The organism is Hymenobacter terricola (assembly GCF_017921975.2).
Classification (GTDB): domain Bacteria; phylum Bacteroidota; class Bacteroidia; order Cytophagales; family Hymenobacteraceae; genus Hymenobacter; species Hymenobacter terricola.
Genome location: NZ_JAGEMO020000003.1, coordinates 259,813 through 285,056, shown reverse-complemented (window position 1 = coordinate 285,056; position 25,244 = coordinate 259,813). Strand labels below are relative to the sequence as shown.

At 60.2% G+C, this 25,244-nt stretch carries 23 protein-coding genes and 1 pseudogene; 6 read left to right on the top strand and 18 right to left on the bottom strand.

Annotated features, from left to right (window positions below):
• Positions 1–62 precede the first annotated feature (62 nt).
• Complete coding sequence (locus tag J4G38_RS04430; RefSeq protein WP_210515209.1) at positions 63–2,141, top strand: M1 family aminopeptidase; 2,079 nt, start codon at positions 63–65, stop codon at positions 2,139–2,141.
• Between the two features lie 147 nt (positions 2,142–2,288).
• Here J4G38_RS04430 and J4G38_RS04425 read toward each other — a convergent pair whose 3' ends face one another.
• The 3 genes from J4G38_RS04425 to J4G38_RS04415 form a co-directional block, all read right to left on the bottom strand.
• Positions 2,289–2,924 carry a hypothetical protein gene (locus J4G38_RS04425; protein ID WP_210515211.1) on the bottom strand — a complete coding sequence of 212 codons (636 nt, stop codon included), beginning with the start codon at positions 2,922–2,924 and terminating at the stop codon, positions 2,289–2,291.
• 182 nt (positions 2,925–3,106) lie between these two features.
• The gene (locus tag J4G38_RS04420; RefSeq protein WP_210515214.1) at positions 3,107–3,547 is read right to left on the bottom strand and encodes a DUF2147 domain-containing protein; all 441 of its coding nucleotides are present in this window, start codon (positions 3,545–3,547) and stop codon (positions 3,107–3,109) included.
• A 621-nt stretch (positions 3,548–4,168) separates the two neighbouring features.
• The gene (locus J4G38_RS04415) at positions 4,169–5,041 is read right to left on the bottom strand and encodes a C40 family peptidase (protein ID WP_210515216.1); all 873 of its coding nucleotides are present in this window, start codon (positions 5,039–5,041) and stop codon (positions 4,169–4,171) included.
• A 133-nt stretch (positions 5,042–5,174) separates the two neighbouring features.
• On the opposite strand from J4G38_RS04415, the gene J4G38_RS04410 reads away from it, so the two are divergent.
• The 3 genes from J4G38_RS04410 (at position 5,175) to J4G38_RS04400 (ending at position 9,036) form a co-directional block, all read left to right on the top strand.
• Complete coding sequence (locus J4G38_RS04410) at positions 5,175–6,986, top strand: M61 family metallopeptidase (protein WP_210515219.1); 1,812 nt, start codon at positions 5,175–5,177, stop codon at positions 6,984–6,986.
• A gap of 130 nt (positions 6,987–7,116) precedes the next feature.
• Positions 7,117–8,046: a helix-turn-helix domain-containing protein gene (locus tag J4G38_RS04405; RefSeq protein ID WP_210515221.1), complete on the top strand. Its 930-nt coding sequence runs from the start codon at positions 7,117–7,119 to the stop codon at positions 8,044–8,046.
• A 108-nt stretch (positions 8,047–8,154) separates the two neighbouring features.
• Positions 8,155–9,036, top strand: coding sequence for an SDR family oxidoreductase (locus J4G38_RS04400; RefSeq protein ID WP_210515224.1), 882 nt, complete (start codon positions 8,155–8,157; stop codon positions 9,034–9,036).
• Positions 9,037–9,176: 140 nt separating this feature from the next.
• On the opposite strand, the gene J4G38_RS04395 is transcribed toward J4G38_RS04400, so the two are convergent.
• From J4G38_RS04395 to J4G38_RS04360, 9 genes are all read right to left on the bottom strand, one after another.
• Positions 9,177–11,135 (bottom strand): KUP/HAK/KT family potassium transporter, encoded by a 1,959-nt coding sequence (locus J4G38_RS04395; protein WP_210515227.1) that lies wholly within the window; start codon positions 11,133–11,135, stop codon positions 9,177–9,179.
• Positions 11,136–11,249: 114 nt separating this feature from the next.
• Positions 11,250–11,933: a hypothetical protein gene (locus J4G38_RS04390; RefSeq protein WP_210515230.1), complete on the bottom strand. Its 684-nt coding sequence runs from the start codon at positions 11,931–11,933 to the stop codon at positions 11,250–11,252.
• A 78-nt stretch (positions 11,934–12,011) separates the two neighbouring features.
• Entirely contained in the window at positions 12,012–12,638 is a 627-nt protein-coding gene (locus J4G38_RS04385) for an FKBP-type peptidyl-prolyl cis-trans isomerase (RefSeq protein ID WP_210515233.1), read from the bottom strand.
• A 242-nt stretch (positions 12,639–12,880) separates the two neighbouring features.
• Positions 12,881–13,015, bottom strand: coding sequence for a hypothetical protein (locus tag J4G38_RS28545; RefSeq protein WP_262905905.1), 135 nt, complete (start codon positions 13,013–13,015; stop codon positions 12,881–12,883).
• A 162-nt stretch (positions 13,016–13,177) separates the two neighbouring features.
• Positions 13,178–13,759, bottom strand: coding sequence for a pseudouridine synthase (locus tag J4G38_RS04380; RefSeq protein WP_210515236.1), 582 nt, complete (start codon positions 13,757–13,759; stop codon positions 13,178–13,180).
• A gap of 143 nt (positions 13,760–13,902) precedes the next feature.
• On the bottom strand, positions 13,903–14,118 hold the full coding sequence (locus J4G38_RS04375; RefSeq protein ID WP_226163145.1) for a hypothetical protein: 216 nt from the start codon (positions 14,116–14,118) through the stop codon (positions 13,903–13,905).
• Between the two features lie 12 nt (positions 14,119–14,130).
• Positions 14,131–14,724 carry a polysaccharide deacetylase family protein gene (locus J4G38_RS04370; RefSeq protein ID WP_226163143.1) on the bottom strand — a complete coding sequence of 198 codons (594 nt, stop codon included), beginning with the start codon at positions 14,722–14,724 and terminating at the stop codon, positions 14,131–14,133.
• A 75-nt stretch (positions 14,725–14,799) separates the two neighbouring features.
• Entirely contained in the window at positions 14,800–15,867 is a 1,068-nt protein-coding gene (locus J4G38_RS04365; RefSeq protein ID WP_210515239.1) for an OmpA family protein, read from the bottom strand.
• A gap of 99 nt (positions 15,868–15,966) precedes the next feature.
• The gene (locus tag J4G38_RS04360; protein WP_210515241.1) at positions 15,967–16,836 is read right to left on the bottom strand and encodes an aldo/keto reductase; all 870 of its coding nucleotides are present in this window, start codon (positions 16,834–16,836) and stop codon (positions 15,967–15,969) included.
• 292 nt (positions 16,837–17,128) lie between these two features.
• Here J4G38_RS04360 and J4G38_RS04355 point away from each other — a divergent pair, with 292 nt between their 5' ends.
• Positions 17,129–17,647, top strand: coding sequence for an SgcJ/EcaC family oxidoreductase (locus tag J4G38_RS04355; protein ID WP_210515243.1), 519 nt, complete (start codon positions 17,129–17,131; stop codon positions 17,645–17,647).
• Between the two features lie 372 nt (positions 17,648–18,019).
• Here J4G38_RS04355 and J4G38_RS04350 read toward each other — a convergent pair whose 3' ends face one another.
• Entirely contained in the window at positions 18,020–18,808 is a 789-nt protein-coding gene (locus J4G38_RS04350; protein WP_210515246.1) for an SDR family NAD(P)-dependent oxidoreductase, read from the bottom strand.
• Between the two features lie 334 nt (positions 18,809–19,142).
• Between J4G38_RS04350 and J4G38_RS04345 the strand changes: the two genes are divergently transcribed.
• Positions 19,143–19,691, top strand: a complete 549-nt coding sequence (locus tag J4G38_RS04345; RefSeq protein ID WP_210515249.1) for an REP-associated tyrosine transposase — start codon at positions 19,143–19,145, stop codon at positions 19,689–19,691.
• Between the two features lie 332 nt (positions 19,692–20,023).
• Here J4G38_RS04345 and J4G38_RS04340 read toward each other — a convergent pair whose 3' ends face one another.
• From J4G38_RS04340 to J4G38_RS04325, 5 genes and pseudogenes are all read right to left on the bottom strand, one after another.
• Positions 20,024–20,326: a toll/interleukin-1 receptor domain-containing protein gene (locus J4G38_RS04340; RefSeq protein ID WP_210515251.1), complete on the bottom strand. Its 303-nt coding sequence runs from the start codon at positions 20,324–20,326 to the stop codon at positions 20,024–20,026.
• Positions 20,327–20,336: 10 nt separating this feature from the next.
• On the bottom strand, positions 20,337–20,945 hold the full coding sequence (locus tag J4G38_RS04335) for a hypothetical protein (protein WP_210515254.1): 609 nt from the start codon (positions 20,943–20,945) through the stop codon (positions 20,337–20,339).
• Between the two features lie 79 nt (positions 20,946–21,024).
• Positions 21,025–21,111: pseudogene (locus tag J4G38_RS29120) on the bottom strand (methylmalonyl-CoA mutase family protein); the annotation flags it as partial.
• Complete coding sequence (locus tag J4G38_RS04330; RefSeq protein ID WP_210515257.1) at positions 21,112–21,723, bottom strand: hypothetical protein; 612 nt, start codon at positions 21,721–21,723, stop codon at positions 21,112–21,114.
• A 44-nt stretch (positions 21,724–21,767) separates the two neighbouring features.
• Positions 21,768–25,187 (bottom strand): methylmalonyl-CoA mutase family protein, encoded by a 3,420-nt coding sequence (locus J4G38_RS04325; RefSeq protein ID WP_210515260.1) that lies wholly within the window; start codon positions 25,185–25,187, stop codon positions 21,768–21,770.
• Between the last annotated feature and the right edge of the window lie 57 nt (positions 25,188–25,244).

The window sequence follows — 25,244 nt, the reverse complement described above, 5'->3', positions numbered from 1 at the left end:
AGCCCGGTCGACAGTGAACCTACCGCACCCGGAATCAAATTGTTACGACTATTCTTTCCAGCATGCGTCCATTCATGTTTGCGCTGATAATCAGCGGCTTGTTTGCTGATTCGTTTCGGGTGAAAGCCCAGCAGCCGCTGCCTGGGTCCCCGGCATCAGCTCTCAGCCAGGAAGCGCTTGAGGGGGGGCGACTTTGCGCGACGGGCCGGGTGAAATCGGCCCAGCGCACCGCCACCTCGTCGGTGCCGCACCGCGCCAAAATGAACCGCTACGACGTAAAATACTACAAGCTGGACCTGGCTCTGGAAAGCACCTCGCTGAACGTGGCCGGCTCGGTGTGGATGCGGGTGCGGGTGGGCGCGCAGGCTCTCGATTCGTTGGCTTTTGAGCTGTACCAGGCCCCGGCGGGCTCGCCCGCAGGCACCGCCACGCTGCTTATCGACTCGGTGGTGGTGAACGGTCGCCGCTCGCCCGGCATCCGCCGCGCCGGCCCCGACGCCACCGCCCGCCTGGCCGTGCCCGCTGCCGCCGGCTCCCTCACCGATGCCCGGATTTACTACCACGGCACCGCGCCGAGCGGCAACTCGGCCGCCATCGGCAACGGCCTCAGCACCCGCGATTCGGTGCATTATGATACCGGCTACCGCTCCAATTTTGCTTACCACGTCACCTGGTCGTTGTCCGAGCCGTATTCGGCGCACGAGTGGTTTCCCTGCAAGCAGGTGCTCACCGATAAAGCCGACTCTTCGGACGTGTGGGTGACGACCACGCTGCCCAATAAAGTGGGTTCCAACGGCGTGCTGGTGCGCACCGTGCCGCTGCCCGGCAACAAGGTGCGGTACGAGTGGAAATCCCGCCATCCCATTGATTACTACCTGATTTCAGTGTCGGTGGCGCCCTACCTGGAGTACGTGAGCTATGCGCATCCGGTGGGCAGCCCGCAAATTCCCATCGTCAACTACGTCTACAACCAGAGCTACCTCACCTACTGGCAGGCCCGGCTCGACCTCACGCCTGGCTTCATCGAAAACTACTCGGCGTTGGTGGGGCTTTATCCTTTTGCCGACGAAAAATACGGCCTCACCATGGCCCCCATCTACGGCGGCATGGAACACCAGACCATGACCACGCAGGACGGCGCGGAGTTCACGCTCACGGCCCACGAGCTGTTCCATCAATGGTTCGGCGACAACGTGACCTGCGGCAGCTGGGAAGACATCTGGCTGAATGAAAGCTTCGCTTCCTACGGCGAATACCTGTCGCTGCAAGCCCTGAGCACGCCCGCCAATGCCCGCACCTGGATGGACAACGCGCACAATTACGCCCAGCGCTCGGCGGGCAGCATCTACGTGGCCGATACCACCAACGTCAACCGGATTTTCGACTATTACCTGAGTTACAAGAAGGGCGCGGCCGTCATCCACATGCTGCGGTATTTGCTGAACGATGACGTGAAATTCTTCCGCGCCATGCGCACGTACCAAACCCAGTTTCGCGGCTCCACGGCCCGCACCGCCGATTTGCAGCGCATCTTCGAAGCCGAGGCGGGCCGGCCCTTGGGCTACTTTTTTCAGCAGTGGTTCACGGGGCACGGCTACCCCACCTTCACCACCCGGTGGAACCAGGGCGGCAGCAACTTCGTGCTGCGGGTGGATGAAACCGTGACCGAGCCCACGCTCACGCCGTTTTTTGATACCGACGTGGATTACCGCCTCACGTTCACGAATGGCACCATCCGCACCGTGCGCCTGCACCAGGGGCAGGCTTCCCAAACGTTCCCCTTCACGGTCAGCGGCACGGTAACGAGTGTGGCCGTGGACCCCGACCAGTGGGTGCTCGACATGAATTCGCCCGTGCCCGTGCGCGACAACACCCTGCTCGCCGTTCGTGCCGACGCGCCCACGGCCGCACTGCTACTTTACCCCAACCCCTGCCACGACCAGCTGCAGCTAAGCATTTTGACCTCCGCCCGGGTTTCGGCGGAGGTGCTGGATGCTACCGGCCGCGTGGTGTTGCGCCAGATAATCCCCGGCGCGCAGCCCCAACTCGATACCCACGCGCTGGCCCCCGGCTTGTACTACCTGCGGCTGCTGGGCGCGGGCAATGAGGCCTTGGGCCACGGGCAGTTCGTGCGGGAATAACACCTTCGCTCAGCAAATAAAAAGGCCGCGCCAGTGCTGGAGCGGCCTTTTTTGTGTTTGCTTAAAATTGTTAACCGGGTTGTTAGCTACTAGTTATCAATACGCTGATAACTAGTAGCTAACAACGAGTGGCTAAAGCGCAATGCATTAAAACCGGTCGTGGTACTCACCAATCAGTGCCTTGGTGGCAGAGTCGGAGGGAGGGGCATCCATCAGGGTTTTCAGCAACTCATCGAATGAGCTGGGCGGGGTGAAGTGGGGGTCGAGAACGGCGTTGCTGGCGAGGCGAATGAACATCGGGGTTCCGTTCACGGCCACCAAATCGACGGTGACCAAGCCGAAGCGCTGGTTGCAGTGGCCGGTCTTGGGACAGTCGGTGGGGTTGGGCTTGAACAGCTGCTTGAGCTTGGTTTCGGTGTGGTGAGCCACCTTTTTGGTGCATTGGTCGGCACAGGCGCGGTGGTAGCCCTGGGCCAGCAGCCGTTCGCCCAGGTGCTCATAGAAGTGGCGGAAATTGCCGGGGCCAATGGTAGGGTCGAAGAAAAACAGGGCCCCTTCGCGGCCGTTCTCCTCCAGCAGCTGCACTTTGAGGCCGCGGGTGCCGGCGGCGCCTCCCTTGCGCAGGTGGTAGGCCTTAAAATACGGCCCGAGCCAGTTCAGGAACACGCGCTGCTTGACCCAGCGGGCGTGCCGCCGCGCCTGGGCCGGCGAGAGCGTCACGGCGTGCCAGGCGGCCGGCGCGGCCGCTTTGGAACGAAACAGATTCTGAAGAAAGTGGAACAAAACGTGGGAAGTTAGTGGAGTCGAAACACCGGCTTAGGCAAATAGTTTATGGGCCCGCAGCGGACATTCAGCCAATTGGGCCATTGCGGCGCTCTTACCGATACCGTGCCATAAGCAAAGGCCGGCTTCCGCGAGGAAACCGGCCTTTGTGAGGGTATCAGGCATTCATACGCCCCATTCGGCTATTTTACGCGGGTCCAGGTCTGCGACTTGCCAATGAGCGAGAAGCCAATGTAGCCCTTCACTTCCATGGTGTTGGCGTTTTCCATCTTCATGTAGCAGGAATAGGTTTTGCCGCTTTCGGGGTCGTAGATTTTGCCATCGTCCCACTTGTTATCGTCGTCGTACTTGAAGCCCTGCATGAACACGAGGCCCAGCCGGGGGCGGCTGCGCAGCTTGGCGTCGGGGTTCTGGGAGTCGGTTTTGGGCTTGCCGGTGGCCGGGTCGTTCGGTATGGTCAGGCTCACGATTTTGCCGCACAGCTTGTCGCCGCACTTGTAAATTTCAAACGTCGCCTTCTTTTCAGCGTTGGTCCACACCCCAAGCGGGGTCATGGTTTGGGCGGACGCCATACCGGCTACGCCAAGCATGAGGGCAACGAGGAGGAGCAGTGTTTTTTTCATTTCTGACGAGGAGAAAAAGGTGGGTTTGACGCAAAAGGTAAGGGAAAATATTCGGAGGGCCCGCCGGCTGCGTTTGGGAGGGCTTAGGCAAGTTTACGGCCAAGTTCAGCGGCAGCGGCCAGGTAGTGGTTTTCGGCCGGGGTAAGGTAAAATAAATAGGGCTGGGAATCAGGCTTAAAGCCATAATCTAGGCCGATTTGCCCTAAATTATGCTCCTGTATTTTGAACCTTAACATCCGCTATTAACTTTACCGCCCAGTAGTGAGTGCTACGACCCCGTTCAAGCAGCCCTAAGGTGCTGGGCCGCGCGAGCGAGGGATATGTCGAACGTAAAGAAAGGAGGTACAAAATGTCTAGTAGTCCCAAACAAATCCTGCCAAGCCTGTCGAATGTCGTACGCCTCACCGCAGTACGCGCCTAACAACAGTCACGTGGGGCAGCTCCTAAGGCTTCCCACATTCGGCCAGGTCTTACTCTAAGGAGCGGACGCCGGACCTGTACCCCAGGTTCGCCGCTTGGTAAGATTTGAAGGATTAGATGCCCGGTTTGCTCAGCCGCCCTTTAGTGGGACGGCAGAAGCAAACCGGGCATCGCTGCGTTCAGGCGGGTCGGGTGCGGGATTTAACGGGTGGTATGCCGGGACTTCGCCCGCGCTTTGGGCTTGGCTACGGGCGTCGTTTTCTTCGGCGCGGCAGGCTTCTTTTTTCCCGTGGTTTTTTTTGCCACAACTTTCTTTTTGCTGGGGTGGGTGGCGTATTTCTTCGTGGCCAGGGTTTTGGGTAGCGCCACAACTGGTACAGTTTCCGGCTCAACCGTAACCCGGCGCGTCCGCAAGGTGGCAATCGGGGCGGCGGGGGGCGCGGAGCCCGCTGGGGTTGGCCGCGCCACCGCCACGGCGCCCGGCCCCAGCACCCGCCGCACCTGCATGAACCGGCGCTCGTAGTCGGTGCCTTCCACCTGGCTCACCTTCACGCCCGACTCGCGCCGGGCCGAGGAGGCGTGCACGAAGCGCAGCGGCACCTCGCCCCGGGCCGACACGACGATGCCCGCGTGGCCCGGCGTGGTGCTGGTGGTGGCCGTGCCCGTAAACACCACGATGTCGCCGGGCTGGGCCTCGGTGCGGGCTACGGGCTGGCCCACATCAATAAGCAGGGCCGTGGAATGCGGCACGGGCACGCCAAAATGGGCAAACGTGTACATGATAAACCCCGAGCAGTCGAACCCCGTGAGCGGCGACGTACCGGCGTACACGTAGGGCGTGCCGCGCTGGGCCAGCCCAAAGGCCACGATGCTGTCGGCGCGGGGCGGCTGGGTGCTGCCGGCCGGCCCACGGCGCAGGGAGGCAAAGGAGGAAATGGGCGCCGCCGAGCCGGTGGCCAAATCGGTGGTGTTTTGCCGGGCCGGGGCGGGGCTGGCCTCGCGGTGCCGCCACCGGGGCAGCACCACCACCATCGCCACTATCAGCCCCACAAAAACCAGCCAGACCATGCGCATAAAAAAGAGTTGCTAGAGAAACCGACGCCGGGAATAAGCGCCGCCATTGCTCCTAACGGGCCGGTCACCTGCTAGGTTGGAGGCAACCCCGGGGGCTTACTTTGTGCCCTTGCTTCTTTTCAACTCATTCCGAATGCTCAAAAAATCACCCGTTGTTCTTCGTCTTGCAGCCGCGGCGGCTTTGCTGGCGGCCGGCCGGCCCGCCGGGGCGCGCCCCGCAGCCACCGTGCCCACGCTGCGCTACACGCTGGCCATGCCCGCGCCCCAATCCCATTACTTTGAAGTAAAAACGGACCTGGGTGGCTTCCTGGCCGACTATACCGACGTGAAAATGCCCGTGTGGGCCCCCGGCTCTTACCTGGTGCGCGAGTACGCGAAAAACGTGGAAGGCTTCGAGGCCCGTAGTGGCAGCCAGCGGTTGGCCGTCGAGAAAATCAACAAAAACACCTGGCGGGTGCGCCACCCCAAGCAGGCCAATTTCCAGATTAGCTACCGCGTTTATGCCTTTGAGCTGAGCGTGCGCACCTCGTTTATCGACGGTGACCACGGCTATTTGAACGGCAGCAGCGTATTCATGTACCCGGCCGACAACAAGATGCTGGGCAGCACCGTGGTGGTGCAGCCCGCCGCCGGCTGGGCGCAGGTGAGCACGCCCTTGCGGCCGGCCACCGGCAAATTCACCTACAAAGCCGCCAGCTACGACGAGCTGGCCGACTCGCCGATGGAAATCGGCAACCAGAAAATGCTGGAGTTTACCGCCAACGGCACGCCGCACCAGGTGGCCATGTACGGCACCTACAGCACCGACGACGCCAAGCTGGTGGCCGACATGAAGCGGGTGTGCGAGGAAGCGCACCGCGTGGTGGGCCAGAATCCGCTTGACCATTACCTGTTCATCGTGCACAACCTGGAGCGCGGCGGCGGCGGGCTGGAGCACCTTTACTCCACCACGCTGGAAGTGGGCCGCACCACCTACGGCACCGAGGCCGGCTACAAGTCCTTTCTGGGCCTGGTGGCGCACGAGTATTTCCACCTGTGGAACGTAAAGCGCATTCGGCCGGTGGCGCTGGGGCCGTTCAACTACGACCAGGAAAATTACACGCACATGCTGTGGGTGAGCGAAGGCATGACGGAATATTACTCCAAGCAAATCAACGAGCGGGCCGGGGTGATTTCGAAGGAGGAATACCTGGGCAAGCTGGGCAACGCCATTACGGAGGTCGAAAACACGCCGGGCAATCGCATTCAATCAGCGGCGGAGTCCAGCTTTGATGCCTGGATTAAGTATTACCGGCCCAATGAGAATGCCATCAACACCCAAATCAGCTACTATTCCAAAGGCGACCTCATCGGCACCTGGCTCGATTTGAACATTGCCGAGGCCACGAAGGGCGAAAAGCACCTCGACGACGTGTTCCAGCTGCTGTACGACACGTATTATAAGAAGGCGGGCCGGGGTTTCACCGACCAGGAATTCCAGGATGCCGTGGCTACCGTGGCCAGCCGCCGCTACGACGATTTTTTCCAGAACAGCGTGTACGGCACCAAGCCGATTGACTTCAACACCACGCTGGGCTACGCCGGCTTGGCGCTGACGAATACGCCGCTCAGCACCGACGGAACGCTGGGCGCTAACTTCTCCAACCGCACCGGCAAGCTCCTGGTGGCCAATGTGATTCGCGACGGCGCGGCCTGGAATACCGGCCTCAGCGCCACCGACGAAGTGCTGTTCATCAACGGGGCCGCGCCCAGCGACGAAACCGTGAAAACGCTCCTCGGCGGCCCCGTCGGCTCGGAAGTGAAGCTGCAGGTGCGGCGCGACGGCCTCACCCGCGACGTGGTGCTGAAAATGCTGCCCAACCCGGACCGCAAGTACACCATTCAGCCTTTGCCCAACCCCACAGCGGCCCAGCAAAAGGTGCTGGCCAAGTGGCTGGGAAAGTAAAAAGGCCCGACAGTTTGCGCATTGACCAGGAGGCTGGCGAGGCAGAGAGGTGAACCGCGAGGCGGCTCAGTGTGTACATTAGGCGGACACTTAAGGGATGGATTACCTTTGATTTTTACAACGTCCGGTTATGAAGCACAACTCGCTTGAAGAACTGCCGCCCTACTTGACCCCCGTGGCCGGGGCCGCGCCCGCCGTGATGCTGCCGTCGGCCATGCCGCGGGAAGTGGGGCAGTTTAACGTCTTCAACGTGGCGGACCTGATGGTGGACTACCGCGACCGGCCGCCGATGACCTTCGACCGGCGGGCCTTCTATAAAATCAGCCTGATTCGCGGACGCAGCCGCATTGAGTACGCCGACCAGGGGGTAGAAGTTGAAGACAACGCCCTGTGGTTTGCCTCGCACCGGGTGCCCTACCGCTGGCAGCCGCACGACCTGGCGCAGGTGGGGTACTTCTGCATCTTCACCGACGAGTTTCTGCTGCCTGCCAAGGTTGGGGCGGGGCTGGATGAGTTGCCGATTTTTCAGCCGGGCGGCTGCCCGGTGGTGAACGTGACGGACGCCGAATTTGCCACCATTAATGCGCTTTTTCAGAAGATGGCGGAAGAAATCGCGTCCGGCTACGCCTATAAATATGACCTGCTGCGCGCCTACCTCCTGGAGCTGATTCATCTCGGGCAGAAGCTCCAGCCCGCCCCGGCCCTGGCGCCGGCCCACAGCGCCTCGGCGCGGGTGTCGGCCCTGTTTGCCGAACTGTTGGAACGGCAGTTTCCCCTCGAAAGCCCCCAGCAGCGGCTGCGCCTGCGCACGGCCGCCGACTACGCCAGCCAGTTGGCCGTGCACGTCAACCACCTCAACCGGGTGCTGAAGGAAACGACCGGCCACACCACCACCGCCCTGATTGGCAGCCGGGTGGCGCAGGAAGCCAAAATGCTGCTCAAGCATACGAGCTGGAGCGTGTCGGAAATCGCCGATAGCCTGGGCTTTGCCGATGTGGCGCATTTCTGTAATTTCTTCAAGCGTCAAACCTTCCTGACCCCCGGCGACTTCCGGGGCTAGGGCAATTGTTTGAATCATTCAGTAGATGGTTTGACCCACGCAGCCCGGCGGCCAGCTGCCGGCCGGACCTTTGTAGGGTACTTCAACCACTAGTAAAGGAACCAACACATGCGTATCTTCTTAACCGGCGCTACGGGCTTCATCGGCTCCGCCATCATTCAGGAATTACTGGGCGCGGGCCATCAGGTGCTCGGCCTCACCCGCTCGGAGGCCGGCGCCCAGGCGCTGCTGGCCGCCGGCGCCGAGGTGCACCGGGGCTCACTCGAAGACCTTGACAGCCTGCGGAGCGGCGCCGCCGCCGCCGATGGCGTCATCCACACGGCTTTTATTCACGACTTTTCGCAGTACCAGGCCGCCGCCGCTACCGACCAGCGCGCCATCGAAACCCTGGGCGCGGCGCTGGCCGGCACCCAGCGCCCGCTGGTGGTGACCGCCGGCCTGGCCGGGCTGGCCACGGGCCGCCCGGGGACCGAGGAGGACGTGCCCGCGGGCATGGGGCGCACCTCGGAGCCGGCGGCGCTGGCGCTGTTGCCGCAGGGTGTGCGGGCCATGGTGGTGCGGCTGGCGTCGTCGGTGCATGACGCGGGCGACCACGGCTTCGTGCCCTACCTCATCGGGCTGGCCCGGCAGAAGGGCGAGTCGGCTTACCTTGGCGAGGGCCTGAACCGCTGGCCGGCGGTGCACCGCCTCGACGCCGCCCGCCTGTTCCGGCTGGCGCTGGAGAAGGGCACGGCCGGGGCGTGCTACCACGGCGCAGCCGACGAAGGCATTGCGCTCCGCGACCTGGCCGCCGTTATCGGCCGGCATCTGAACGTGCCGGTGGTGTCGAAGTCGGCCGAGGAAGCCGCCGACCATTTTGGGTGGATGGGAGCCTTTGCCGGCCTGGACATGGCGGCGTCCAGCGCGCTCACGCAACAGTGGCTGGGCTGGCACCCCACCCATGTCGGGCTGCTGGCCGACCTCGAACAGGGCGACTATTTCAACAGCTGAAAAGCGTAGCTGCGGCGCGTTAGCAGAATGGGAGTAACGACCAAAAAAAGCCCTATGCCAACAGCACGGGGCTTTTTTGTATAATGCCGAATTACAATAAATCCGGCCGAACCTGCGGGGATTCATTAAATAAATGGACCTTATTTAATCCGCTTCAGCGCCACCTCGCGCACCGGCGCGATGACCATCGGCACCTTCTCCACCTTCACCGACGACGTATCGAGGCCAAAGTACTGGTCCTCGGAGGCGATGAACTGGCGGATGTAGAAGTAGGCCTGCATCACGAGCTTCTCCATGGTCGGGAAGTCGTTCTCGATGCTGAGGAACTTCTCGAGCACCACGAAGCGGAAATCACCGGTGACGTGCTGCTTGCTCAGCGACTCGTAGCGCGAGGTGATGTCCACTTCCTTGTTGCGCACAAGGTCCTCAATCACCTTGCGGAAATAGAGGTTGATGCGCTGCTGCACCCGAAAGCCGAGGCGGAAATTGATGCGGAAAACGTCATCCTTGGCCACTTCCGTCACCTTATACTCCATGGTATAGGGCTCGTCGGTCGTGTCGACGTGGATAAACCAATAGATATCCGCCCGCTTGGGCCGCTTCTGGAAGATGGAGTAAATGATTTTCTGCTCGATTTCCGTGCTGCGCTCGGCCGAGGTCAGGAACACCAGGTGGGTGGAATATTTCGGGATGGAGTCGTCGTCGCTGAGCTGCTTGAGCGCGTCCACGTACGGCTCCAGGCGCACGAATTCCGTGAGGCGGCGCTTGATGTAGAACGCCTTCAGCCACACGTACATCACGCCCATGAGGGTGGCCCCGATGGCCAGCGACACCCAGCCGCCGTTTGGAAACTTGCGCATGTTGGCAATCAGAAAGGCGCCTTCGATGATGCCGTAGAGGGTGGCAAACGCAATGACCAGCGGCAGGGCCACTTTCTTCATCCGCAGCCACACCGTAAGCAAAATCGTGGTCATCAACATGGTGAGCGTGATGGCCAGTCCGTAGGCCGCTTCCATATTTTCTGATTTTTTGAAGTACCACACCACCCCGATGCAGCCCAGCAGCAGCAGCCGGTTCATGCTCGGTACGAAGAGCTGGCCCTTCACATCGGTGGGGTAGTTTAGCTTCACTTTCGGCCACATATTGAGGCGAATGGCCTCGGCTACCAGCGTGAAGGAGCCCGTGATGAGGGCCTGTGAGGCGATGATGGCCGCGATGGTGGCCACGCCAATCCCGATGAGCAGAAACCACGATGGCATCAGCTCATAGAAAGGATTACGGCCGTTCAGCTTCTCGCCCAAGTGGGTCAGCAACCAGCCGCCTTGCCCCAGGTAGTTGAGCAGCAGCGTGGTTTTAACAAAAGTCCAGCTGATGCGAATGTTGCCCTTGCCGCAATGGCCGAGGTCGGAATACAGCGCTTCGGCCCCCGTGGTACACAGGAACACCGAGCCCAGCAGCCAGAAACCGTGGGGGTAGCGCGCCAGCAAATCGTAGGCGTAGTAGGGGTTGAAGGCCTTCAGAATGATGGGGTTCTGAATAACCCAGCTCATGCCCAACACGCCCAGCATGGTGAACCACAGAAACATAATCGGCCCAAAGGCTTTGCCCACAATCTGGGTACCAAAGCTTTGCAGCAGAAACAAGCCCGCGATGATGCCAATCACAATGAACACAATAACATCCTGCGTGAGCGTTGGGTACACGGCTTTCAGGCCTTCAATGGCCGAGGACACCGAAATGGGCGGCGTAATCACGCCATCGGCCAGCAGGGAAGCCCCGCCGATGATGGCCACGGCCGAGAGCCAGGTGCCGCGCCGCCGCACGAGGGCATAGAGCGAGAAAATGCCGCCCTCACCGTTGTTGTCGGCGTTGAGGGTGAGCAGCACATACTTAACGGTGGTTTGCAACGTGAGCGTCCAGATGACGCAGGAAATGCCGCCGAGGACCAGATGCGCGTCAATCATATCCGGCACCGTGGCGCCCTTGAGGATGGACGACATCACGTAGAGCGGCGAGGTCCCAATATCGCCGTAAATAATGCCCAGGGCAATGAGTAGCCCCGCCCCGGAAATGGCGGTATGCGAATGTTTAGAATCCATGCGGTCGGTAAAAATCGATAATCGGCAGATTGAGGCTACAAATGAATTACGGGGCGCGAAGGTAGCAGCCAAGCCACCGGAAAGTGCTTACGGCATTGGCCCACGAAAGTAGCGCTAATTGACAGTCAGCGGGTTATTATTTGTATTCTCATCCGCTTCGGCGGCGGCCTGGGCCGCGAGTGCCGCCTGGCGGGTGGCTTCATCGGCCGCGGCGAGCAGGGCGGCGGCTTCGCGGGCGGCGTGGTCGTGCACGCGGGCGATGCGGCGGTTCACCTCGGCGGTGAGGCGCTGCCAGGGCGGTGTTTCGCCGGGCAGGGCAAAATTAACCATTTCGCGGCCCAACCGGTGCAGGCGCAGGCGGTTGGTGCCGCGGTGCCCGTAGGCCAGCAGCAGCGCCGTGAGGGCCATGCCCAGCATGGCCGGGCCGGTGTGCAGCCAGTTTTGCAGAAAGGCAATCATCACAAAAGCCAGCCCTAGCCCGCCCAGCAGGTACCACAGAATCCAGCGCACGGGCGTGAGCTCGGCCCGCTCCAGCTCCAGCAGCAGAAACGGCTGCTCCCTGACTGTAAGCGTGGTATCGGTGAGCACCACCCGTCCGTCGTCGCTTCGCAGGGGCGGGAGGGGGGGCAGCCCGGGTATCGGCGGCGGCCCTGGAGTTGGGCCGAATGCTGGGGTTGGCCCACTGGCTGCGGTGAGCGTAGGCACCAAAGCGGCCCCGGAAAGTTGTTCCGGGGCCACGGATGCATTTTCAGCGGGTGGCTGGGCTTCGAGGTCGTTCATCTGCTCAGAAACAGCCAAAGTTGGGGTTGGGTGCGTCCAGGTGGGCGCAACCGTGGTTGTCGTGGCGGAAACGGTGGTCCCCGCCCCGGCAGTCCCTCAGTTATTCACTTTCACCAGCTCCACGTCGAAAATCAGCGCGGTATCGCCGGGGATGTCGCGGCCCGCGCCGCGCTTGCCGTAGGCAAGGTCGGAGGGGATGTAGAGGCGGTATTTCGAGCCTTCGGGCATCAGCTGCAGGGCTTCGGTCCAGCCGGCAATTACGCCGTTGACGGGGAAGGTGGCGGGTTGGCCGCGCTGGTAGCTGCTGTCGAACACGGTGCCGTTAATCAGGGTGCCGTGGTAGTGCGTGGTGACGGAAGAGCCCAGGGTGGGCTTGCGGCCCGTGCCCTGCGTGATTACCTCGTACTGCAAGCCGCTGGGCAGGGTGGTAACACCGGCTTTGCTGGTGTTTTGGGCGAGGAAGGCTTCGCCTTCGGCTTTGTTGTTCATGGTGTCGGTTTCTTGGTTGGTGTCGTCTTCGGGGCCGCCCATTTGCTCTTGCAATTGTTGCATGGCGGCCTGCATTTGTTCCTGCGTGAGGCGGCTGGGGAGGCCCTGGAGGCCTTCTTTGAGCGCGCCGGCCAGGGTGTCCACGTCCAGGTCGAGGCCTTGCTGGGCAAAGTTGCGGGCCAGGTCGCGGCCAATGATGTAGCTCACCTGAGCTTGGTGGGAATCAAGGTTCATAAAACCAGGAGTGGGGTAGGGGCTGCGGGCGTTGCGGTGCGCAACGGCGCCCGGCAGCCGGTGAAAAAACAACTCAACGGGTTACGCCGTTGCCGCGGCAAAGTTCCAAAAGCCGCGCCGAACCGTGGCAGTCGGTCGCAATGGCCGGAAGTATAACCAAAAAGCCCGGCTGAAGGGCCGGGCTTCCTCACTAAATAAGCGGGATAAGTGGGATAGGATGCTGTGTAGCGATAAAATAGCGGTTAGCAGTAGTGGTGCTGGTCGTCGTCGCCGTGGAAGAAGAAGGTCAGGTCCAGGTCGGCCAGTTTGGCAGCCAGGTAGGTTACGCCGCCCAGGAGCAGCAACGAGGAAAACGAGAAAGCAGTGGTCTTTTTCATAATGACGGCGGGAATAGCCCAGGAAATAATTTGATGCAAATATACGACGAGGCAACAAAAATGTTAGGCATGCAGCATAAAATAACCTTGCCGTAATCTCAATTGCCATTCGTTGAAGACCACACCCGCAAGCTGCCCGGCCGTGCCCTGAGCAAATGCAGGCTACTTCATACCTTCATTACCAATCCCAAAATCTGCTACTTCCACCACCGCGCCCGGCGCCAGACCGCCCAGCCAGATACTGCCCACCCGCACCCGCACCAGCCGCAGCGTGGGGAAGCCCGCGGCGGCCGTCATCTTGCGGATTTGCCGGTATTTGCCCTCGGTGAGGGTGATGGAAACCCAGCTGGTGGGGCCGTGGCGGTCGTCGCGGATTTTGCGGGTCCGCGGGGCCAAGGCAGGAGCGGGGTCGAGCCGGCGGGCGGTGCAGGGGGCGGTGAGGTACCGCACGTTGTGAATCCCGATTTCGACTCCGGTTTGGAGCTGCGCAATGGCGGCGTCGTCAATCAGGCCATCGACCTGGGCGTAGTATTCCTTCTCCACTTTTTTGCTGCGCACCAGCTCGCTCATGCGGCCGTCGGTGGTGAGCAGGAGCAGGCCTTCGCTGTCCTCATCGAGCCGGCCAATAGCCATGATGCCCGCCGGGAAATCATGGAAGTCGCCGAGCTTTTTCTTCTTGGCCTCGCCCGCAAACTGGCTGAGGTAGCCGTAGGGCTTGTGAATGAGGAAGTGCTGGTGGGGCATAAGCTAGTGGGTGGCGGGCCGTAATCGCGTGCAAGTTCGGAATGCGGCCGTGCGGTGGGCGGCCGCACCGGTGTGCGGCTGCCCGTTTTGGGGTAGGATGCGGCCTCGTTAAGTTCTGACTGCCGCCGCGACGTGACGGTTGGCTACTGCTTGGCTGCGCCGTGCCCTTGCTCAGCCCTGATTTTCTCGGCTACTTCCACCATCGGGGCCACCCAAATGTCTTTTTCGTGCGCCTTGAGGTAGCGCAGCAGCTGCCGGTGCGCCGGCAGGCTCACGTTGATGGCGTGCCCGCCGCCAACGCCGTGAAACACCAGAATCAGCAGCGTGTGCGAGGCCTGCGCCTGCTTCACCAGGTCCACCAGGTAGTCGCCCTACTGGCCGTTGATGGAGTAGCAGTCCATGTTATCCAGCTTGGCCTGGGCGGCAGTCAGCAAGCCGGGGGCCACGCCGCGCGCCGCCACGAATTCGGTTTTGACCTTGTCGTAATAATTCACCCCATCAATCAGCAGGTCGCCGCAGGGGTAGGCGAAGGTGCGGGCGGTTTTGCCGTCGATGGCATTCAGCAAGACGTTGTTGGCCCGGATTTCATCAACGGCACGGCCCACGGTGTACTTGCTCAGGTCATGGTCGGGGCTCACCCAGCTGCGGTTGGGCAGGCGGCCATCGCATGGATGGAACAGGGTGTGGTTGCCAAGCTCGTGCCCGCGCTGGGCGGCCCGGCGCCATTCGCCGAGGCGCCTGGTAACGACGGGTGAGGAGCCAATGAGGTAGAACGTGCCCCGCAGTTTCGCCGAATCCAGGGCCGGAACAACGTTGTCCAAATCCACGTCGATGGCGTCGTCATACGTCAGCACCACGGCGCACTGCTTGTTATTCCAGCCCGGGCTGGTGGCCTGGGCCTGCGCGGCAAGCCGGCTGCTGCCCAGCAAAATGGCCGCGAGGACCAGCGGTTTGAGTGGATTCATCAGGTGGAAAATTGGGAGCGGGGCCACAAGTTTAGCACAATCAGCCCAGGATTCCGGCACAGTCAGTCCTCGGCATCACTTCATTTCTTCCACTTCCACGCGCCGGTTGCGCACGTCGGGCGAGGGGTAGAGCGGGTGCGTGTCGCCGTAGCCAACGGTGCTGATGCGTTCGGCCGCGATGCCGGCTTTCACTAAATATGCCTTCACCGCTTCGGCCCGTTGCTCCGACAGCACCTGGTTCTTATCGGGCTCGCCCACCCGGTCGGCGTGGCCAGACACCCGCAGCTGCAACGTGGGCCGGTCCTTCAGCTCGGCGGCCAGTCGGTCGAGGGCCGGGCCGGCCTCGGGCAGCAGCTCCGGCTTGCCCACCCGGAACAGCACCGTGGGCAGCACCACGGGCGTAGTCGTCAGCAGGGGGGCAGCGGGCGCCGGGCGCACGGTGTCGGGGCGCACGGTGGCCACCGGCGGAGGTGGCGTGGGCGTGGGCTTCGGGGGAGTGCCGGTCACCGTGATGGTGATGGGCACCACGGCACTTTGGCTGGTGGGGTAATAGCCCTGCGTGAGGTAGAACGTGGTGGTTTTCGTGAGTCTGGTGCGGAAGGCATTGCCGGGGTTTACCGGCTGTTTCAGGTCCGCATCGGCGTACCAGAGCACGTTGCGGCCCGAAACGCGCAGGGTGCTTTCAACCCCGGCCGGCACCGTGGCGGCCGATTTCAGCTTGACGCGATAAAACGTGAGCGTGCCCACGCTGCAGTCGCCCACCGGGCGGTAAGTGGCGTGGCCCGTCAGCTTCTCCAGCTTTGCGTCGTAGGTGAACGTGATGGAGCCGTCGCACCAGTAGCTGCCGAACGTGCGGCCGGTTTCGTTCAGCTTGTCGCCGTGCTCCAGGCGCATGCCGGTGGCGGTGCGCGTGCCCTGCATCTGGAACGTCACCGAGATGCCCGGCTTGCCGCCCACCTCTTCGTAGAGGATGCCGAACAACTCGTTGCCCTTGCTTTTCTGCACCCGAAGCACCGAGGGCCAGTAAGCCCCTGGCTGGTGGGTTTCGGCTTCTACGCCCTGCCATATGCCCGCCAGGGATTGGGCCTGCACCGGGCCTGCCAGCAGCAGGGCGCCGATGCCATACCAAAAGCTGCGTTTCATGGCGCGAAATTATAGGTCTTTTTGAAAAACCAAAACGCCATGCCCAGCTGGCGCGAACACCAGCTGAGCACGACGACTTTTTGGAGTTGCTGTGCTTGCCTATCCCAGGTACGCCATGTCCTCGGCGCTCAGCTGAATTTCGGCGGCTTTCAGGTTCTCCTTCAAATGGGCCAGCGACGATGTGCCGGGAATCGGCAAAATCCACGGCGACTTGTGCAGCAGCCAGGCAATGTTAATCTGCGCTTCCGTGGCGTTGTGCTTCTTCGCGATTTCCGCAATCTGGTTGTCGGCCTTGGGCAGCGAGTTCACCAGCGAGAAATAGGGAATCAGCGGAATGCCGTGCTGCTCGCACAGGTTCAGCACCTCCTCGCCGCCCTGGCTGTCGCCGTGGCCCAGGTTAATAGTGGTGCGCTGGCCGTGGCCGTACATGTTTTCGACGGTGGCAATCCCGCCCATCTTCAGGCCGGCTTCCAGCTCGGCGCGGCTCACGTTGCTCAGCCCCACGTGCAGGATTTTGCCTTCCTGCTGCATGGCAAACATGGCTCCGAGCTGCTCCTCCATCGGCACGCCGCCTTGCCCAATCAGCCGCAGGTGCACCAGCTGAATCTGCTCCTGCTTCAGCGTGCGCAGGTTGTTGTCGATGCTGGTGCGCAGGTTTTCGGGGGTATTGAAGGGAATCCAGCTTTTGTCGGGGCGGCGGGTGGCGCCCACTTTGGTGCAGATAACCAGGTTGGCCGGGTAGGGGTGCAGGGCTTCGGCGATGAGGCGGTTGGTGATGTCCTCGCCGTAGTAGTCGGCGGTGTCGAGGAAGGTGACACCCGACGCAATGGCGGTTTTCAGCACTTCCAGGGCCTGGGGCCGGTCGGCCGGCTCGCCCCATATTTCGGGGCCGGTGAGGCGCATGGTGCCGTAGCCGAGGCGGGACACGGTGAGGGGCTGGGCGGAGTGTTGGGCAATGGTAATGGTCATGGGTTGGAATAGAGTGGTGATAAGGACAGACGAAAAGGCGGCCGGAATGATTGAAAAAAAAATATTGCCGGTTTCTTGGCTCCCACCAATTTACGGTTGCAGCAGAGGCAATAAGAATGGCTTGTTTTATGTTTAAATATTATTATTTTTGTATATATTGGTTGGCATTGCCCTGAGCAGGTATTGGCGCTTCGGCGGGAGCAGAACTGCTGAACCGGCATCGACACTTTTTCCGGCCGTGCAGCGAAGGGCCGCCACTTGCGTTTTTTTTCATCCTTTATCCCATAGCGCCATGAAAACATTGTTGCTAAGCCTCGGCAGCCTCTTATGCAGCCAGTTGGCGGCGGCCCAGCTCGCGCCCGCCGACGATAAAGCCATTCGGGCGGTAATCAATCATTGGGATGCCAACCTTAACAACCACAAGTTTCAGGAAATGAGCGCCTACACCACCAAGGATGTCAGCTTCATCACCCCGATAGGCATGCACTGGCGCGGCCAGCAGCAGGTGGTGCAGGGCCATCTGGACCTGTTCAATAAGATGTACAGGAACGTGCCCTTCAAACCCTCCAACCTGACGGTGCGGTCCATCACCCCGGATGTGGCGGTGGTGAATGAGGAGATGGCCGTCGGCGTTTCGTACCCCCCGGACGGGGTCGACCGGGGCACGAACAAAGAAGCCCCATGGCGGGGCATTGAGTCGATGGTGCTGGTGAAAAAAAGCGGCCAGTGGCTGGTTGCGGCCGGCGATGTAGTTGGCATCAACGAAAAGGCCATGAAGCAGTCCCATCCCATGGCAACCGCCAAAAGGTAAGCTATGGGGCCCCCAGCCCGCTCCGCAAACACCGAAATGAAACCGCCCCGGCCGCTGATGCAGCAGCCGGGGCGGTTTCATTTCGGTGTCTCGGCTGCCAGCAAATCTCCAGTGCTTTGTTGCGGCTGGCCGGCCCGGCCGGCCGGCCTTGCCTCACACCACCGTGGCCGCGCCGCTGGCCGCGCCGCTGGGAAAGTGACCTATGAGGAAGCCAAAGTGCCTTAGGTATGCCCCAAAGTGCCCCACGTAAGCCCCCAAGTGCCCCCGCCGCCTCTAGAAGTGGTGGGAGAGGCGGCAGAAACCGTTCAGGAACCGCACCGGCCCAAACCGGCGGGAGTTACGGCTTCGCCAAAACTCCCGCCGGTTCGCGCGCTACATGGAGCGGTGCCGGGCCGTGCGTTTGCGCAGGGCTTCGTAGCTGGCAGCGGCGACGGCGTCAATTTTGCGCGGCTCCAGGAAATTGGTTTTGATTTGCGCCTCACGCTCCGCCCCACCCATGATGACGTTAATTTCCCCGGCCAGCAGGCCGTCGAGGGAAGCCTTGGCGACGTCTTCGGCCGAGTCCATGCCCTTCACCACGGCGGTTTTCATCATGTCGGTGTCGGTGGCGGAGGGGTACACGGTCATCACGTGCAGCGGGTGCTGGTAAAGCTCGCGGCGCATGGCATCGGAAAACTGGCGGATGGCGGCCTTGGTGGCGGCATACACGCTGTAGAAGGGCATGGCCAGGTAGCCGTAGCCGGAAGAAATGTTCATCAGCGCCCCGTCGGAACTCTGCAGCAGCAGGGGCAGGGCTTTCTTGGTGAGCAGAATAAGGCCGGTCAGGTTGATGTTGATTTGGCCGATGATGTCGTCGTCGGCCTGGTCGGCGAGCAGGCCGGCGCTCACCACCCCGGCGTTGTTCACCAGGATGTCGAGCCCGCCCCACTCGCCGGCAATGGTGGCCACGGCGCGGTCAAGGTCGGCGGGCCGGCCCACATCGCCGGCGATGAGCAGCAGCCGGGCGTCGGGGAATTCCTGCTTCAGGGCATCGAGGGCCGCCTGTTTGCGTCCCATCACCGCGAAGTCGCGCACGCCGTGCCGGAGAAATTCGGCCAGCAATGCTTTGCCAATTCCGGCGCTGCCGCCGGTTATGAACACTTTCTTGTTTGCTAATTCCATCGGGCAACGGCTGCCGGATTGGTGAACGTGCAGCCGGATTGGTTGTACCAGTCCGGCCCCCGAAAGGTTAGCGGGTTTGGCTAATTCAAACTAAATGGATTTAACCGGCGCGAGTTTAGCGCAGCGTAACTCGTGTCAAGCCATGATGTGGAGGCTGAGCCTCCACTGACGCGCAGCGGCAAGCCGGACCCGCGCCGTTGGGTCATCGTTTTACATAGTTGTTCTGATGCGAGGCGCAGCCTCGCCCGAAAGCCGGGCACGAGTTACGCTCCACTGCGTTGCGCTAAACTCGCGCCAGTCACGCCGATTCCAGCATTGGCACTTACTTTGAAGCATGAGTGAGAAATACAAAATCCACGATTCCCAGCAACTCTATTTCGTCAGCTTTGCCACGGTGAACCGGATTGATGTATTCACCCGGCGGCTCTACAACGACATCTTTGTAGATAGCCTGCGTTACTGCCAGCAACACAAAGGCCTGGAAATTTACGCCTGGTGCCTGATGACCAACCACGCCCACCTCATCATCAGCAGCCAGGCCGACAACCTCTCCGGCATCCTGCGCGACCTGAAGCGGCATACGGCCAAAGCATTACTACGCGCCATCGAGGAAAACCTGCAGGAAAGCCGCCGGGAATGGATGTTGTGGATGTTTGAGCGGGCCGGGCGGCGCAATGCCTACAACACCAAATACCAGTTCTGGCAGCAGGAAAACCACCCCATCGAGCTTAACACGAACGACCTGCGCCAGCAGCGGCTTCGGTATCTGCACCAAAACCCGGTGGTAGCCGGCTTTGTGGACACCCCGGAGGATTTTCTCTACAGCAGTGCCCGGGACTATGCTGGCCGCCCCGGTTTGGTCGACGTCCTGTTCATAGGCTAATTCTGGCTAAACCTGGCGCGAGTTTAGGCGCAGCCGTAACTCGTGCTTACCATTCGGGCGAGGCTGCGCCTCGCATTTGAACGGTTGGAGTAGAAAGATACTTCCGCGCAGTTCCGCCTTGCCGCTTCGCGTCAGTGGAGGTACAACCTCCACATCAAGGTTCGTCACGAGTTACGGCTACGCCTAAACTCGCGCCAGTTTGCGAGCCAGTTTGCGAAGATAAAATTCACGCGAAAGCCCCCCGCCTCCCCCGCCGCCTCTTGGAGTGGCGGGGGAGGCGGGAGAAGCTTTTGCTAGCGCGATTGACACAGCGGAAAGCACATATAAGGAAGCTACTCTTTGTTGTCAACTAAACGTTTTACTTGGTTTGCGAGAGCTTCTATGTCTGAAGTATTACCACCTTTTTTATCCAAAAGCCATAATGAGTACTGCATTAAGTCAGACTCATCTATTCCATGCCAAATTGGAATTACGACTTTTTCATTTGTCACTCTTTGTTTAGTCCCAAAACTTTGTAATTCATTTTTTGCCCATCTATCATTAGAAAGAAAATTCTTACTAAGAATTATAAGACCAAACCGACACTGCCGAATTCCCTCTTCAATTTTTTCAGTCAGACTATCACCCAATGCCAAGCTGACTTCGTCATACTTTAGATATCAAAGCATCATAAAGAGGCTTAGCAGCCTCAATTTTATCCCTTGAATCATGGCATATAAAGACATCAGGTTTTCTATTCTTTTCCATCGTATTCCAAGTTTTAGTATCCCTTATTGATGGTATGAGGCCAGCCGATTTAAATTCATCGTTAATCTTATCGTCATAACCTTCAGGCAATTCATTGGTGTATAGATATACTATATTGCTGAATATTAAAGCATTAATGTTTCTTTCTGGCTCTAACTTTCCAGTGAGGTCTAACTTTTTGCCTGGTGTTTCATTCCAAAACATTGCTGGGTATAATCCACCAATTGATAAGCCACCTGGTGTAGATAATTCATCTTTTATCATCCGATTACAAAAATCAATATCATCTTTATTGACATTGTATGCTGCAAAAGCTATGTGGAAATAATTTTCATACGGATTGATTAGCTTATAATAATGCAAGTTCTTTTGTGTCTTTTCTGCAGATGCATAAGTCATCTCATAATGTTGGTTAATCATAACCCGCATTGTCGTTGTCTTATGTTCGATACTCAATCTGCTTTCTTGTTCTTTGAAAAAAGACTCAATTTCGGAAGGGTTCATCATTAGTGGACTGATAAAACGAAAAGAGGTGCTACTTCAGCAAGGTAGCACCTCTTTCGAATGTGACGAGTCACCGAACCCCCTACATATTCCGCCGGTACTGCCCGCCGACCTCAAACAGCGCGTTCGTAATCTGCCCCAGCGAGCAGTATTTCACCGTTTCCGTCAGTTATACCGCTGCTTCGGCGCGGGTAGCATTCACAATCGCTTGCAAGGCTCCGAGCAGTGCCGGAAGTTGCGTTAGATAATAGCGGGTTTCATCGAGAATGAATTCGTTACCCTCATACTTTAGAAAGCGCCACTCAACTCCGGTCGTGGAACAGCCATAGAGTGGCTGGGTCGGGTTGCCTTCAAACTCATTTAGGCGGCGGGCGGCGATGAGCTGGGCGGCACATTGCAGCGTCCCAAGTTCCAGGTCTTGCTTTTTGGCCTCGGCGATGCAGAAGATGGGGGCCGTGATGAAGTCCTGAATGCGACTGTAGGAAAAGATGAAATCGCATTCACCACGCAAACCCAACGCGGGGTCGATGTCGAGGTTCATGCCCGAATAGATGGAGAAGGAGCGGTTATTCCGTTCGCATAGCTCCAGCAATACGGGCGTTACCAGGCGTTCTGAACGCGACTTTTCGCTGTTGAAACCAATGCCTTCCCCCATTTTAATGGCCTGCTGCAACCAGTCGCTGGGCTGGATAGGGGTTGCGTCCGGGAAAAGCGTTTCCGCACGAAAGTGCGCGTCAAACTGCTGACGCAAATCGAAAAGAGTGAAATCACTGTAAGCCATAGCGGGGAAAATTCAATCCATTAAAATCCGTTCCATCGGCGGTCCTACATATTGCGCCGGTACTGCCCGCCCACCTCAAACAGTGCGTTCGTAATCTGCCCCAGCGAGCAGAATTTCACGGTTTCCATTAGCTCGTCAAACAGGTTGCCGTTGGCTACGGCTACTTGCTGGAGCTGCTTGAGGCGCGCCGGGGCCTGGGCGGCGTTGCGCTGGTGCAGCAGGGTGAGCATGTCGATTTGGTACTGCTTTTCCTCCTCCGTGGCGCGGATGACTTCGGCCGGCACCACCGTGGGCGAGCCCTTCGACGAGAGGAAGGTATTCACCCCGATAATGGGGTACTCGCCGGTGTGCTTCAGCATCTCGTAGTGCATGCTTTCCTCCTGGATTTTGCCGCGCTGGTACATGGTTTCCATGGCCCCGAGCACGCCGCCGCGCTCCGTGATGCGGTCAAATTCGAGCAGCACCGCCTCTTCCACCAGGTCGGTCAGCTCCTCGATGATGAAGGAGCCTTGCAGCGGGTTTTCGTTTTTGGCCAGCCCCAGCTCGCGGTTGATGATGAGCTGAATGGCCATGGCCCGGCGCACCGATTCCTCGGTGGGTGTGGTGATGGCCTCGTCGTAGGCGTTGGTGTGCAGGGAGTTGCAGTTGTCGTAGATGGCGTAGAGGGCCTGCAACGTGGTGCGGATGTCGTTGAAGTCGATTTCCTGGGCGTGCAGGCTGCGGCCCGAGGTCTGGATGTGGTACTTCAGCATCTGGCTGCGGGCGTCGGCGCCGTACTTCAGCTTCATGGCCTTGGCCCAGATGCGGCGCGCCACCCGCCCAATCACGGCGTACTCCGGGTCGATGCCGTTGGAAAAGAAGAAGCTCAGGTTCGGCGCGAAGTCGTTCACGCTCATGCCCCGGCTCACGTAGTATTCCACGAACGTGAAGCCGTTGCTCAGCGTTAGGGCCAGCTGCGTAATCGGGTTGGCCCCGGCCTCGGCAATGTGGTAGCCCGAAATCGAGACGGAATAGAAATTCCGCACCTTTTCGGTGATGAAGTACTGCTGCACGTCGCCCATCAGGCGCAGGGCAAACTCGGTGCTGAAAATGCAGGTGTTCTGGGCCTGGTCTTCCTTCAGGATGTCGGCCTGCACGGTGCCGCGCACCTGCGTCAGCGTCTTGGCTTTAATGGCGGCGTACACGTCGGCGGGCAGCACGTCCTCACCCGTCACACCGAGCAGGAGCAGGCCGAGGCCGTCGTTGCCGGCCGGCAGCTCGCCCTGGTAGCGGGGGCGGGGCTGGCCCTTGGCCGCAAACAGCGCATCCACTTTGGCATCCACTTCGGCCGTCAGCTCGTGCTCCTTAATGTACAGCTCGCACTGCTGGTCGATGGCCGCATTCATGAAAAACGCCGCCAGCGTCGCCGCCGGGCCGTTTATCGTCATCGAAACCGACGTGCTGGGGTTGGCCAGGTTGAAGCCCGAATACAGCTTCTTGGCATCATCAAGGCAGGCGATGCTCACGCCCGCGTTGCCGATTTTGCCATAGATATCGGGCCGCACGTCTGGGTCTTCGCCGTACAGCGTCACCGAGTCAAAGGCCGTGCTCAAACGCTTAGCCGGCAGGCCCATGCTCACGTAGTGGAAGCGGCGGTTAGTGCGCTCCGGCCCGCCCTCGCCGGCAAACATCCGCGTTGGGTCTTCGCCCTCGCGCTTGAAGGGGAATACGCCCGCCGTGTAGGGGAATTCGCCGGGGAAATTCTCCTGCATGGCCCAGCGCAGGCGGTCGCCCCAGCCGGTGTAGCGCGGCACCGACACCTTAGCAATCATATTGCCCGACAGCGACTTGGTATGCGTCTGTACCCGGATTTCCTTGCCCCGCACCGAGTACACGTACTCCGGGTTGCGGTAGTTCTGCAAGGTGCTTTCCCAGTTTTCCAGAATGGCCTGGCTATCGGCGTCAAGGCGACGGAGTTGGGTCTGCTTGTTTTTGGTGAATTCCTCCACCATGCTCTCGCTGCTCTTTTTCTCGTCGCGGTAATGCTCTTCCAGCTTCGCAAAAGCCCCGGCCACCTCGGCAATATTGGCCTGCTCGCGCACGCGCTGGTCATAAGCGCGGTTGGTTTCGGCAATCTCTGAGAGGTAACGCGTGCGGTTTGGCGGGATGATGTAAATCTTCTCCGAGTCCTCGCCGCTGGTTTCCAGGTGCGAGGCGAAAATGGCCCCGGTCTTGGTTTCCAGCATCTTCAGCACCGCCCGGTACAGCCGGTTCATGCCGGGGTCGTTGAACTGCGAGGCAATCGTGCCGAACACCGGCATCTGGTCCGTAGGCGTGTCCCACAGGCCGTGGTTGCGCTGGTACTGCTTGCGCACGTCGCGCAGCGCATCCAGCGCCCCGCGCTTGTCGAACTTGTTCAGCGCAATCACGTCCGCGAAATCGAGCATGTCGATTTTCTCCAGCTGCGTGGCCGCCCCGTACTCCGGCGTCATTACGTACAGGCTGGCGTCGGAGTGCTCGATGATTTCCGTGTCAGACTGGCCGATACCGGAGGTTTCGAGGATAATCAAATCATAGTTGGCGGCGCGCACCACGTCCACGGCGTCCTGCACGTAGCGGCTCAGGGCCAGGTTGCTCTGGCGCGTGGCCAGGCTGCGCATGTACACCCGCGGCGAGTTGATGGCATTCATCCGAATGCGGTCGCCGAGCAGCGCGCCGCCGGTTTTGCGCTTGCTGGGGTCGACGGAAATAATGGCAATGGTCTTCTCGGGGAAGTCCATCAGAAACCGCCGCACCAGTTCATCCACCAGCGAAGACTTACCCGCGCCGCCCGTGCCGGTGATGCCTAGAATTGGTGCTTTGTGCCTGGAGCTTAGTGCCTGATTCTGGTTGTTTTCGCCCATCTGAAACTCCGCCACCAGCTCGCCTTTCACCCGTTCAAACTCCTCGGGGAAGTTCTCCGCCGCCGAAATCAGGCGGCCGATGCTGCGGGCGTCCTTCTCCTTCACATGACCCGCTTCGCCGTTCAGATTCTGGCCGGTGGGAAAATCCGCCTGCTCCAGCAGGTTGTTAATCATGCCCTGCAAGCCCATGGCCCGGCCATCATCCGGCGAGTAGATGCGGGTAATGCCGTAGCCCTGCAAATCAGCAATCTCAGTAGGCAGAATCACGCCGCCGCCGCCGCCGAAGATTTTGATGTGGCCCGCGCCGCGCTCCTTCAGCAGGTCAAATATGTACTTGAAGTATTCGTTGTGCCCGCCCTGGTAGCTGGTGATGGCAATGGCCTGCGCATCTTCCTGAATGGCGCAGTCCACAATTTCCTGCGCCGAGCGGTTGTGTCCGAGGTGAATCACCTCCGCCCCGCTGCTCTGAATAATGCGGCGCATGATATTAATAGCTGCGTCGTGCCCGTCGAACAAAGCGGCGGCGGTGACGATGCGAACGTGGTTTTTGGGCTTGTAGGGCGCGGTGGGAGCGGGGTGCATAAGGGAGTGGTTTTTGGGTAGGCAAAGGTACGAAAAACGCCCCGGCGGGATGGCCGG

Coding starts and splice junctions, on each gene's coding strand:
- J4G38_RS04350 (WP_210515246.1), bottom strand. CDS start 18,808: ATGGAATTAGCAAACAAGAAAGTGTTCATAACCGGCGGCAGCGCCGGA.
- J4G38_RS04380 (WP_210515236.1), bottom strand. CDS start 13,759: ATGCCCCACCAGCACTTCCTCATTCACAAGCCCTACGGCTACCTCAGC.
- J4G38_RS04335 (WP_210515254.1), bottom strand. CDS start 20,945: ATGATGAACCCTTCCGAAATTGAGTCTTTTTTCAAAGAACAAGAAAGC.
- J4G38_RS04330 (WP_210515257.1), bottom strand. CDS start 21,723: ATGGCTTACAGTGATTTCACTCTTTTCGATTTGCGTCAGCAGTTTGAC.
- J4G38_RS04430 (WP_210515209.1), top strand. CDS start 63: ATGCGTCCATTCATGTTTGCGCTGATAATCAGCGGCTTGTTTGCTGAT.
- J4G38_RS04345 (WP_210515249.1), top strand. CDS start 19,143: ATGAGTGAGAAATACAAAATCCACGATTCCCAGCAACTCTATTTCGTC.
- J4G38_RS04400 (WP_210515224.1), top strand. CDS start 8,155: ATGCGTATCTTCTTAACCGGCGCTACGGGCTTCATCGGCTCCGCCATC.
- J4G38_RS04360 (WP_210515241.1), bottom strand. CDS start 16,836: ATGACCATTACCATTGCCCAACACTCCGCCCAGCCCCTCACCGTGTCC.
- J4G38_RS04370 (WP_226163143.1), bottom strand. CDS start 14,724: ATGAATCCACTCAAACCGCTGGTCCTCGCGGCCATTTTGCTGGGCAGC.
- J4G38_RS04420 (WP_210515214.1), bottom strand. CDS start 3,547: ATGAAAAAAACACTGCTCCTCCTCGTTGCCCTCATGCTTGGCGTAGCC.
- J4G38_RS04415 (WP_210515216.1), bottom strand. CDS start 5,041: ATGCGCATGGTCTGGCTGGTTTTTGTGGGGCTGATAGTGGCGATGGTG.
- J4G38_RS04325 (WP_210515260.1), bottom strand. CDS start 25,187: ATGCACCCCGCTCCCACCGCGCCCTACAAGCCCAAAAACCACGTTCGC.
- J4G38_RS04405 (WP_210515221.1), top strand. CDS start 7,117: ATGAAGCACAACTCGCTTGAAGAACTGCCGCCCTACTTGACCCCCGTG.
- J4G38_RS04365 (WP_210515239.1), bottom strand. CDS start 15,867: ATGAAACGCAGCTTTTGGTATGGCATCGGCGCCCTGCTGCTGGCAGGC.
- J4G38_RS28545 (WP_262905905.1), bottom strand. CDS start 13,015: ATGAAAAAGACCACTGCTTTCTCGTTTTCCTCGTTGCTGCTCCTGGGC.
- J4G38_RS04395 (WP_210515227.1), bottom strand. CDS start 11,135: ATGGATTCTAAACATTCGCATACCGCCATTTCCGGGGCGGGGCTACTC.
- J4G38_RS04355 (WP_210515243.1), top strand. CDS start 17,129: ATGAAAACATTGTTGCTAAGCCTCGGCAGCCTCTTATGCAGCCAGTTG.
- J4G38_RS04385 (WP_210515233.1), bottom strand. CDS start 12,638: ATGAACCTTGATTCCCACCAAGCTCAGGTGAGCTACATCATTGGCCGC.
- J4G38_RS04410 (WP_210515219.1), top strand. CDS start 5,175: ATGCTCAAAAAATCACCCGTTGTTCTTCGTCTTGCAGCCGCGGCGGCT.